Origin of the sequence: Lentibacillus sp. (assembly GCF_035301675.1) — a bacterium.
GTDB lineage: Bacteria > Bacillota > Bacilli > Bacillales > Amphibacillaceae > Lentibacillus.
The window spans coordinates 1-9,158 of record NZ_DATGTT010000061.1 but is presented as its reverse complement, the minus strand read 5'-3'; the positions used below and the strand labels follow the sequence as shown (position 1 = coordinate 9,158).

The following is a 9,158-nucleotide window of genomic DNA, read 5'->3' as shown; positions in this document are numbered from 1 at the left end:
ATTTTCTGGTTAATTTTCTCACTATCTATTGCATTTAATAATTGGTCTCTTGATTCAAATAAAAACGGTAGGTGAAACATTTCGAATGCTGGTGTTATACTAGCTAGATTGGCAAATGAATCCGCTGCCATATCCAGATTTCCATTTTTTACAGCCTCAAATGTTTCAACACCAGAACCCAACTGACCGCCATGTAGTACTTCAACCTGAATATTGCCATCTGACTTCTCTTCTACTAACTCTTCAAATTTATCCAGACCATAACTTGATACATCAGATTCAGCCAGCACATTTGCCACTTTAAATTGATACTCCGCATCCCCAGAATTACTATTTCCCGACGAGTTATCCTCCTCTGATGAAGCATCATTATTACCTCCCGACCCAACGCAACCAAATAACATACCTGACAGTAATAGAAACAACAAAACAACTATTAACCTTTTGATCATGAGAAACCTCTCCTCTATAAGGGATTTTAAAATATCTCACCTACACCCAAACTATGACAACAAACTTCCATTCAGCTTCTAAGGTAGCTGCCTCCTTTCAAAAACACCATGTTACCTGTAGTTTCAGAACCTTTATTTCGATTAAGCTTCATAGTAGTTTCGATGTGCGAATTGCTTCTACCTGATGCACTACAACCTTACACACGATGATTCAAGATCCACTTCCTTAATGTGTTGTCTTAATTATCTTTTTCCCAGAAGGGTTTGTCAGCACCACTTTCATTCATAAGCCGTAAAATTTTATCTCGAGGGACTACACCGCATCTTTCTGCCCATCGTTCATATTTTGCTGTCATTTCTTTTACAAATTCAGGATATTGGTCTGCCAAGTCATGTTTTTCAGTACGGTCTAGTTGCATGTTAAACAATTCCCATTTCTTCGGATATTCTTTAACTAGCTTCCATTTCCCCACTCTGACTGCTGCATTCCCTTCATGCTCCCAAAATAGAGGCGTATCATTGCAATCGTCCTCCTCAAGTATTGGCTTCAAACTTCTGCCTTCCATAGGAAGAATGTCATTTCCATTATAGAAACTTGGGTATGATGCTTCCGTGATATCCACGATTGTTGCCATAATATCAGTCAACTGACCAGGTGTATGCCTTAGCGTGCCTTTATCACTCAGACCTCTAGGCCAATGGACTATTAATGGTGTTGAGATACCTCCCTCATGTACCCAATGCTTATATAACCTGAACGGTGTGTTGGAAAGATTAGCCCAAGCAGTTCCATAGCTCTGATAGGTATTTTCGGGACCGGGCATTATTTTTGGATCATTTCCAAAAAAGATTTCTTTACCATCTCTCGTTTGAGACTTTGCAATTAATAATTTATTAACCAGTTCTTCTTTTGAAACATTTAAAGGAATATCTTCTTCGCAGGCACCATTATCTGATAGGAAAAATATTAGAGTGTTATCCAATTGCCCCGTTTCATTCAAGGTTTCAATTATCCTTCCAATGCCTTGATCCATGTTATCTATTTGTGCAGCGTACACCTCCATACACCTTTCAAGCCATTCTTTTTTATCCGCGTTTTCCCAAGCAGGCTGACTTGGGTCACGGTCGGTTAATTCCCAATTTCCATCAATAATCCCCATATCCACCAATTTCTGGAGTCGCTCTTGCCGTAATATATCCCAACCTTTTGCAAACCTGCCTTTATATTTTTTCATATCTTCTTCTTTTGCATGTAAAGGCCAATGGGGTGCTGTATAAGCTACATACTCAAAAAATGGTTCATCCGGTGATTTTTCTGCATGGTCTTTTATATACTGTACAGCCTGGTCACTAATAGCATCAGTATAGTAAAAGTTCTTATCACCTTTTACTTCATGCTCAATATTTTCATTGCCCCGGGTTAATGTATTTGGATCATAGTAACTTCCTGCACCAATTATTGTTCCGAAAAATTCATCAAATCCTCGTTGCAAAGGCCAGTTTTCTGATGGCTCTAGTAAATCTTTTGCCACATGCCATTTGCCGCTCATATACGTTTTATAACCATTATGTTTTAATACTTCGGCGATAGTAACACTTTCCTTATTTAAATCGCCGGCATAACCTTCAGGTCCACTATCATATGTTAATATACCAATACCTGTCTGATGTGGATGTAAACCAGTCAATAACGAAGCCCTAGATGGACTACAGCGGGCTGTATTATAGAATTGAGTAAATCGTATACCATTTGCTGCAAGCTTATCTAAATTTGGTGTTTCAATTTCACCACCATAGCTCCCAATATCCGAATAACCCATATCATCATTCAAAATTAATAAGACATTTGGTTTTTTGTTCATCGTAATACCTCCATGTAAAATGTTAGATACCTTTTCTCGTTAATTTTATTAAATACTGAAAATAATCAGGTCTGTAAATTGCTTTTAGATACTCTACAGGCTCGCCTTGTTCCGTGCTTGTAGTTCTTTCTATATATAGAAGGGCATCTCCAACTTGTACATCAAGCATTTTTGATGACTTCCGATCTGCGTTTACAGCACTAATAACTTGATTAGCTTCTTTCAAATATACATCTAATTCGTTCTCAAAAAATTTATAAATAGCAATAGATTGCAAGTCTTGTTCTTTCAAAAGAACGCCATAATTTAAAGGAAAATAAGCATATTCGATAGCTATTGGGTGTTCGTCAGCAAAGCGCAAACGTGTTAAGTTCCAAATATCACTTGTATTTAGCTTTTCTTTACTTATAGTGAAATCGTCATTGTACTCACTTAAGGGACCGCAATTAATTACTTCAGCACTGGGAGCGAACCCAGACTCCTTTATAATTTCAGTAAAACCTAGTAAGCGTCCGTTCCAATTTTCAGGATGATTGGTTTTAATAAAAGTACCCCTCCCCCTTTCTCTCTTTATAAATCCCTCTTCAACTAACATCTGTAAAGCATTTCTTATTGTTACTCTGCTAACACTGAAGCGTTTCATTAATTCATGTTCAGTTGCAATTTTCCCGGACTCATCGACTAATTTTCGGTTCAGTATCTCCTCCCGTATAATATCCCTAACCTGCAATTGTAATGGGATCCCATTTTTTAGATTAAGTTCCTGATAAATTAAATTTAAATTTTTTTCCATTTTTTTATCTCCACTTCTACAAAAATTCTAAGTATTAATTGTATTATAATTTGTCCTATTATTATAACAATATATGAAAGCGTTTCAATATTTGTTGTTATTTTTATTATAAAAAATATTTATAAGCTATTAATTGAATTTATACTACCTTTTGTCCCCCCTGTTGTCTTTTTCGGCTGAATTAAAGTCTCCGTCCTGAATAGCGGCATTATATACTTTAGTTGGCTTTAAATTGTCGTAATTTCTTCAATCATTAAGATACCTTATCCAAAATGGTACAAAAGTACGGCAACGGAACAGACTAATTACAGGAAGTGACGGTATCAGAAGTGAAGTTAAAAAACACCCGCTTATACGCGGATGTTTACGGTAAGTCATTTTTTCGTTGATCAATTCCTGATGCAATTCGGCTTCTACCTTTGCTTCAGTGTTATCCATTAAATAGTTAAATCAATAGAATTAATTTACTCGACATAAAATGACAAAATTCGGGAAGTGACAGGCACCAGCCCTACCGCAGCAATACCTTCAAAAACTCATCGTATGATTCTGCTTTGATCAAGTTTTGAACAAGAGCCCGGCTATCAATTATTTGGCCGAGCAGTTCATACATTGCCTGCAAATCTTCCATGCTATTTCGTTTAACACTCAGCACACAAACAAATTGCACAGGGTGGCCCCCCCATTTAATCGGATGTTCCAGTGTACAAACCGATAAAAATGTCTCGTCCGAATGCGGTGAAATCGGATGAGGGACAGCAACAAGGTTGCCATAAGCGGTCGGGGCAACTTTCTCCCGCTCATAAATAGCATCAAGAAATTCATCATCAATCAAGCCCTTATCCTGTAGATAACCACACAAAAAGAGCAGTACTTCTTCTTTGGAACCGAAGTCCTTCCTAAAGTGCAGCAATTCAGGCTGAAAATATTCATGAATCGATTGCTCATGTTCCATGAGGAACGATTCAATATGCTCGATATCCTGCTTACCAAGGACGGAATTCACTTCAATTACCGGCACCGAAATCTCTGCTGGTATCGGTATGGAACTGATAACAAAATCAATCGTATTCATATCAAACTCGTTCAGTTTATAATATTCAGTCGTTCCGATCACGTCCAGTTTGCCTTCAAATTTTGACTTGATCCGATAATACAGCAAACGGGCACTGCCAAGACCTGACGCACAGACGATCAGGCAGCGCTTAGAACCAGCATCCATTTTGCGGCGTTCCATAGCCGCTCCGATATGCAATGCCAAATAGCCGATTTCATTTTCATTGATTTCTGAACCTGTTTGTTCTTCAATCGCCAGACCGGCAATGATTCCGGCTTCATATGCCAAGGGGTAATTACGCTTAATATCATCCAGCATAGGATTACGGATATTCATCCCATACTTATACCTGTTAATAGCAGGTTTTAAATGCAAACCGAGGGCCATAATCAATTCCTGATCCCGATTGAACTTCAGCTTCATTTTATCTTCTATCTTATCAAGAATTGCTTTCACCAGCTGATACGTATCCGGTTCAATCAGATGGCTAATCGTTTTTTCATCATTTGCTCCTGGCGCTGATACCATTTTCGTCCCCAATAAATGAATGCCCACATAAGCGATTTCTTCTTCCGGGAAAGTGACACCAAACGCCGTCTCGACTTTTTTAACAATACACTCCGCTACTTGAAATTCAATCTGTCCGGCAATTTCTTCAAAGTCTGTGTGATACAGGGAAACGTGATAGCCTTCCCGGACCCGTTTATACGCGATAACAATGTGGATCAGAAGATTATTGATGGCAATATCCGACAATGTAATGTCATTTGTATCGATCTCTTCAACAATAATGTCAAGCACGGCATCCATATCTTTTTTATTTAAAGAAGAAAAAAGTTCCTCCGGCAGTTTGTCACCCAGCTCTTCAGACCGATCAAAGATATACTCAGCCATGCAAAACCTGAGTTTCAGCTCGTTACCGACAGCTTTCAAACCATGATTCGGCTTGGATTTTAAATGGATATTATAATTTTGCAGTACGTTCTTGACGTTTTTTAAGTCATTTTGAATAGTCGATTTGCTGACGAAAATCTCATCAGCCAGATTATCCAATTTTAAATAACAATTACTGAGCAAGAACCGTTTGATCAGATATGCCGTCCGCTCTTCAGGTAGACTGGGGGTCAGACGGTTATCCGACACACCTTCATTAAAGACGGTTCCGAGGAAATGCCTGAATTGATGATCATCTTTGATTTCAAGCTGATAACCCTTTCCCATGACAGTATGAATTGCCGCACCGTATTCCGAAGTGATGGCATTCAGGTTCTTTACATCATTTCTCGTCGTCCGTGATGTGACCTGATTGATATTGGCCAGATAATCACTTGTTATCGGTGACTCCAGTGCCATCAATTCGCGCAATATATTTTTCATTCTGGCATTCAGCATCATGTTTCTTCTCCTTGCGCTCCGTTAAGAATTCCGAAGCTCTCTTATGACGTGGCAGCTTTAAAAAATTGTGGTAAATAATCGCGGTGCGCTTCCAGCATTTCATTGAGAATATCTCTGGCAATTGAGTCAGACGGAACCAGCGGATTAATCGTCATGGCAACCATCGCCTTATGATAATCGCCCATTACAGCTGCTTCGGCACTTACACGTTCAAAAGACTTGATTTGCTGGACGAGCCCCCTGACAGCGACCGGCAAGTCACTGACAGCAATAGGCCGCGGACCGTCTTTCGTAATGACACAATTCACTTCAACCGCTGAGTCGTCCGGAATGCTTGCAATGGCGCCATTGTTTTGTGTGTTCACTGGCTGAATATCACGTTTATCATTATAAATCGAATTGATCAAACTGCAGGCTGCATCACTATAGTAAGCACCGCCCCGTTCTTCCAGCTGCTCCGGCTTCACCGATAGATCCGGATTCTTATAAAGTTCAAACAAATCTTGTTCAAGCTGTTGAACGACTTGGGCCCGAGATCCTTTTTCCGCAAAATCTTTTTGTTCCTCTTCCAGCATTTTGCTTGTTTGGTAATAATAACGGTGATATGGGCATGGCAAAACACCTAACCCTTTAATTAAATCTTGTTCCCAGCCAAGGTCAACAATGTTTTTCATCGTCAGCCCTTCACCGCTTACCAATTTATCGAGCACATCTTCTGTTATATTGTTGCCATCCAGATAGACATTCAAGCCGTACACCATATGATTCAATCCGGCAAAATCAATTTGTACCCGGTCAGCATTGACATCGAGCATCTCGGCAACACCCATCCGCATCCCGACAGGAACATTGCACAAGCCGATTGTTTTTGAGATATTGCTGTGTCGCAGCACAGCTTCAGTTACCATACCGGCAGGGTTGGAAAAGTTAATCAGCCATGCATCGGGACAAAGCGCTTCAATGTCCCGGCAAATATCCAAAATCACAGGAATCGTTCTTAGTCCTTTGAATAAACCGCCCGGGCCATTGGTCTCCTGCCCAATGACACCATATTTCAAGGGAATTGATTCATCTTTGGCACGTGCCTCCAGTTGGCCGACCCGAATTTGTGTCGTAACAAAGTCAGCGCCGGGCAATGCTTCACGCCGGTCCAATGACAGATGGACATCAATCGGAACTCCCGTATTTTCAACCATCCGTTTTGCAAGCGCACCAACGATTTCCAATTTTTCTTTGCCTTCGGGGACATCAACAAGCCATAATTCCCTGACAGGCAATTCATCATACCGTTTGATAAGCCCCTCGACAAGTTCCGGCGTATAACTGGAACCGCCGCCTATCGTTACCACTTTAATACCATCCATGTTTTAATGACACCTCCTGATTAAAAACCATTATTTTCAGCAACAGACTTTATCCAATGTGCGCTTTTCTTCGCCGTTCGCGCTTTTGTTTCCAGATCAACTGAGTAGAAGCCGTAACGGTTTTTGTACGCATTCATCCATGACCAGTTATCCATAAATGACCAGAGGTGGTATCCTTTCGCATTGGCTCCCTCTTCAATCGCCCTATGGAGCCATTTCAAATGTTCACGGATAAATTCAATCCGATAGTCATCCTGAATCTCGCCATTTTCGATGAACCTCTCTTCACTCTGGACACCCATGCCATTTTCGGATATGAATGATGGAATATTGCCATAGTTCTCCTTCAGATTCATCATAATGTCATAAACACCTTTTTCATAAATTTCCCACCCGCGGTATGGATTCATTTTCCGTCCGGGCATTTCGTACATGTCAAAGAACCAGTCCGGCATAAACGGTCCATAGGGATTCGGGAGGCTCTCTTTTGCTTTGACACGGCGCGGCTGATAGTAGTTAACGCCCAGGATATCCGCTGTATTGACCTTCAATAAGTTTGAGTCACCTTCTTCCGTTTCAGGCAGGTGTCCATGTTCCTGCATCAGATCAATCAGTTCCTGCGGATATTCGCCTAAAACTGCCGGATCCAGAAAACTGCGATTGAAAAATAAATCCGCAATTCGTGATGCCCTTAAATCAGCAGGGTTCTGGCTTCTCGGATATGACGGTGTCAAATTAAGGATAATCCCAATCTCCCCGTCCTCCACACCATGCTTCCGGAAAGCCTCAACTGCTTTTGCATGTGCAATCATAGTATTATACGCAACTTGGAAAGCACGCTTGGCATCAACAATATTCGGATAATGGAAGTCATACAAATAACCGCCCTCGACCGGTACAATCGGCTCATTGAACGTGAACCATTTCGACACGCGGTCACCGAACAGCCGGAAACATTCATCCGCATATTGACCGTAGGCGTCTACTACCTCTCTGCTTTCCCAGCCGCCTTCTTTCTGCAATTCCAGCGGCATATCGAAATGAAACAGATTGACGAAAGGTTCGATGTTTTTGGCCAGAAGCTCATCAACGACATTGTTGTAAAATGTGACAGCTTCCTCGTTGACTTCGCCGCGCCCGCCGGGAATCAGCCTTGCCCATGAAATCGAGAAACGGAAGGTATTATGGCCGATTTCCTTCATCCGTTGAATATCTTCTTTGTAGCGATGATAGAAATCCGACGTCGTTTCCGGTCCGATATTTTCAAAGAAACGATTCGATTCCGTTTCATACCAATGATCCCAAATGTTTTTGCCTTTACCGCCTTCTGAAGCAGCACCTTCAATTTGCGTAGCTGAAGTTGCGCTCCCCCACCAGAAACCTTCCGGAAATTGATATGTCAGTGTCATAGTATATTACCGCCCTTCTATTTATTTCGATAGATTTCAACAAGTTCGACTGCAAGATCCCTAACCGTCATAGACGTCATCAGGTGATCCTGGGAATGGACAAGCATCAGGTTTAATGGGGACTCTTCCCCATTCGCTTCACCCTGGAGCAATTTTGTTTGATAATCGTGTGCTTTATTAAGTTCCTCCCCGGCTGCTTCCATCAGCTCATCCGATTTTACAAAGTTCCCATCTTTCGCTTCCTGTATGGCTTCCATTGCATTGGACTTGCCATTGCCGGCATAAAGGATAATTTGAAAAGCTGTTTCAGTTATATTGTTGGTTGTCACGTGTACTCACCTCTAAAGAAGATAAAATTTCCTATAGGTCCTGTGAAAGAACAAGGTCATTATTGATTTGCTGCTGAATCTGTCTGATCATTTTCCTCTTTTTCCTCTGATTCATAGTAATTTTTATCAAGGATTTTCAGGAAAGGCCACCATATCAGGAATACGACTGCCATATTAAAAAATTGCAAAACTGCCCCCTGCCAGGCATTCCCCGTCGCCATAAAGCCACTGATTCCAACCGGTGTCGTCCACGGAACGATAATCCCGGCCGGTTTCGGCACCAGTCCTGTCGCCATTGCAAAATACGTTATGACAGTAATGACTACCGGCGCCAATAGCCAAGGAATGATTGCCAGCGGATTCATGATGATGGGCAGCCCGAAAATAATCGGTTCGTTCACGTTAAAGATACCCGGTGGACCACCCAACTTGCCGAGTTCTTTCAACTGCCGGCTTCGTCCAATCAGGAATATCCCGATGACAACCGCAAGTGTCAT

The 9,158-nt window shown here is 41.3% G+C and carries 8 protein-coding genes; all 8 read right to left on the bottom strand.

From position 1 onward, the window contains the following. A partial coding sequence (dctP, locus tag VK097_RS10820) for a TRAP transporter substrate-binding protein DctP (protein WP_324211826.1) occupies positions 1-452 on the bottom strand: 452 nt, incomplete at its 3' end. Between the two features lie 239 nt (positions 453-691). Next, on the bottom strand, positions 692-2,314 hold the full coding sequence (locus tag VK097_RS10815) for an arylsulfatase (protein ID WP_324211825.1): 1,623 nt from the start codon (positions 2,312-2,314) through the stop codon (positions 692-694). 22 nt (positions 2,315-2,336) lie between these two features. After that, positions 2,337-3,107: a GntR family transcriptional regulator gene (locus VK097_RS10810; RefSeq protein ID WP_324211824.1), complete on the bottom strand. Its 771-nt coding sequence runs from the start codon at positions 3,105-3,107 to the stop codon at positions 2,337-2,339. Positions 3,108-3,618: 511 nt separating this feature from the next. After that, positions 3,619-5,559 (bottom strand): BglG family transcription antiterminator, encoded by a 1,941-nt coding sequence (locus VK097_RS10805; protein WP_324211823.1) that lies wholly within the window; start codon positions 5,557-5,559, stop codon positions 3,619-3,621. Positions 5,560-5,600: 41 nt separating this feature from the next. After that, entirely contained in the window at positions 5,601-6,923 is a 1,323-nt protein-coding gene (locus tag VK097_RS10800; protein ID WP_324211822.1) for a 6-phospho-beta-glucosidase, read from the bottom strand. A gap of 20 nt (positions 6,924-6,943) precedes the next feature. After that, positions 6,944-8,332 (bottom strand): glycoside hydrolase family 1 protein, encoded by a 1,389-nt coding sequence (locus VK097_RS10795; protein ID WP_324211821.1) that lies wholly within the window; start codon positions 8,330-8,332, stop codon positions 6,944-6,946. A gap of 17 nt (positions 8,333-8,349) precedes the next feature. Next, positions 8,350-8,661 carry a PTS lactose/cellobiose transporter subunit IIA gene (locus VK097_RS10790; RefSeq protein WP_324211820.1) on the bottom strand — a complete coding sequence of 104 codons (312 nt, stop codon included), beginning with the start codon at positions 8,659-8,661 and terminating at the stop codon, positions 8,350-8,352. 59 nt (positions 8,662-8,720) lie between these two features. After that, positions 8,721-9,158, bottom strand: a 438-nt coding sequence (locus VK097_RS10785; protein WP_324211819.1) for a PTS transporter subunit EIIC, incomplete at its 5' end; no start/stop codon positions are given.

What these genes read in the sequence shown, in the direction of transcription:
- VK097_RS10815 (WP_324211825.1), bottom strand. Translation starts at nt 2,314, where the DNA reads ATGAACAAAAAACCAAATGTCTTATTAATTTTGAATGATGATATGGGT.
- VK097_RS10810 (WP_324211824.1), bottom strand. Translation starts at nt 3,107, where the DNA reads ATGGAAAAAAATTTAAATTTAATTTATCAGGAACTTAATCTAAAAAAT.
- VK097_RS10805 (WP_324211823.1), bottom strand. Translation starts at nt 5,559, where the DNA reads ATGATGCTGAATGCCAGAATGAAAAATATATTGCGCGAATTGATGGCA.
- VK097_RS10800 (WP_324211822.1), bottom strand. Translation starts at nt 6,923, where the DNA reads ATGGATGGTATTAAAGTGGTAACGATAGGCGGCGGTTCCAGTTATACG.
- VK097_RS10795 (WP_324211821.1), bottom strand. Translation starts at nt 8,332, where the DNA reads ATGACACTGACATATCAATTTCCGGAAGGTTTCTGGTGGGGGAGCGCA.